The organism is Pseudomonas sp. 01L34 (genome assembly GCF_056400265.1).
Genome location: NZ_JBFTSX010000021.1, coordinates 1 through 1,513 on the forward strand (window position 1 = coordinate 1; position 1,513 = coordinate 1,513).

Consider the following 1,513-nt stretch of genomic DNA (forward strand, 5'->3'; position numbering starts at 1 on the left):
CTGACCAACTCGATCACCAACGTCAGCGGCGGCAATTACGAAAATCTGGTGGCGGACAAAACGCCGGTCAGCACCACCGTGACCGACACCGTCGACACCACGACCCTCAGCCTGAGCGCGACCGACTCGGTGGCTGAAGGCGGTTCCATCGTTTACACCGCGACCCTGACCAATGCCGCCGGCACTCCGGTCACCGCGACCCTGAGCAACGGCGCCGTCATCACCATCGAAGCGGGTAAAACCACCGGCTCCGTGACCGTCGATGCGCCGAAGGACGACGTCTATAAAGACGCCGGCACCGTTGAAGCGACCATCAAAGACGCAACCGGTGGCAACTTCGAGAACCTGGTGCCAAGCACCACCCCGGCAGTCACTACCGTCAACGACACCATCGACACCAGCACCGTTTCGCTGACTGCGACCGCAAACGTGGCCGAAGGCGGCACCGTGGTGTACACCGCGTCCGTCACTGCTCCGGTGACTGGCTCGCCAGTGGTTGTGACCCTGTCCAATGGCCAGACCATTACCATTCCGGTCGGCGCGAGCAGCGGCTCTGTTAACTTTGTTGCACCCAACGACGCATTGGCCGGCGGCAACTCCCTGAGCGTGAAGATCGACGACGCCAAGGGCGGCAACTACGAGAAACTGGAAGTCGACGGCAAGTCGGCGGATACCTCGGTGACCGACACCCCGGACACCACCACCCTCAGCCTGTCGGCAACCGACTCGGTAGCCGAAGGCGGCTCGATTGTTTACACCGCAACCTTGACCAATCCGGCGGGCACGCCAGTGACCGTGACGCTGAGCAACGGCGCCGTGATCACCATCGACGCTGGTAAAACCACCGGCACCGTGACCGTTCCGGCTCCATCCGATGACGTTTACAAGGACGCGGGCACGGTCCAGGCGACCATCTCCACCGCCACCGGTGGCAATTTCGAAAACCTGGTTCCGAACACTGCCCCGGCGGTCACCACCGTCACCGACACGATCGACACCAGTACCGTTTCGCTGACTGCGACCGCGAACGTCGCCGAAGGTGGGACCGTGGTGTACACCGCGTCCGTCACTGCTCCGGTGACTGGTTCGCCAGTGGTCGTGACCCTGTCCAATGGCCAGACCATCACCATTCCGGTCGGTGCCAGCAGCGGTTCTGTCAACTTCGTTGCGCCAAACGATGCCTTGGCTGGCGGCGGTTCTTTGAGCGTGAAAATCGACAACGCCAAGGGCGGCAACTACGAGAAACTGGAAGTCGACGGCAAGTCGGCGGACACCTCGGTGACCGACACCCCAGACACCACCACCCTCAGCCTGAGCGCATCCAACTCGGTGGCTGAAGGCGGTTCCATCGTTTACACCGCGACCCTGACCAATGCCGCTGGCACACCCGTGACCGTGACGCTGAGCAATGGCGCCGTCATCACCATCGATGCCGGTAAAACCACCGGCTCCGTGACCGTCCCGGCCCCGTCCGATGACGTTTACAAGGATGCGGGCACGGTCCAGGCCACCA

1 protein-coding gene is annotated in these 1,513 nt (G+C 62.7%); it reads left to right on the forward strand.

Translation table 11 applies throughout. The features are described from left to right. Positions 1-1,513: immunoglobulin-like domain-containing protein (locus AC1DQM_RS29770; RefSeq protein WP_477747249.1), on the forward strand; the 1,513-nt coding region annotated here is incomplete at both ends.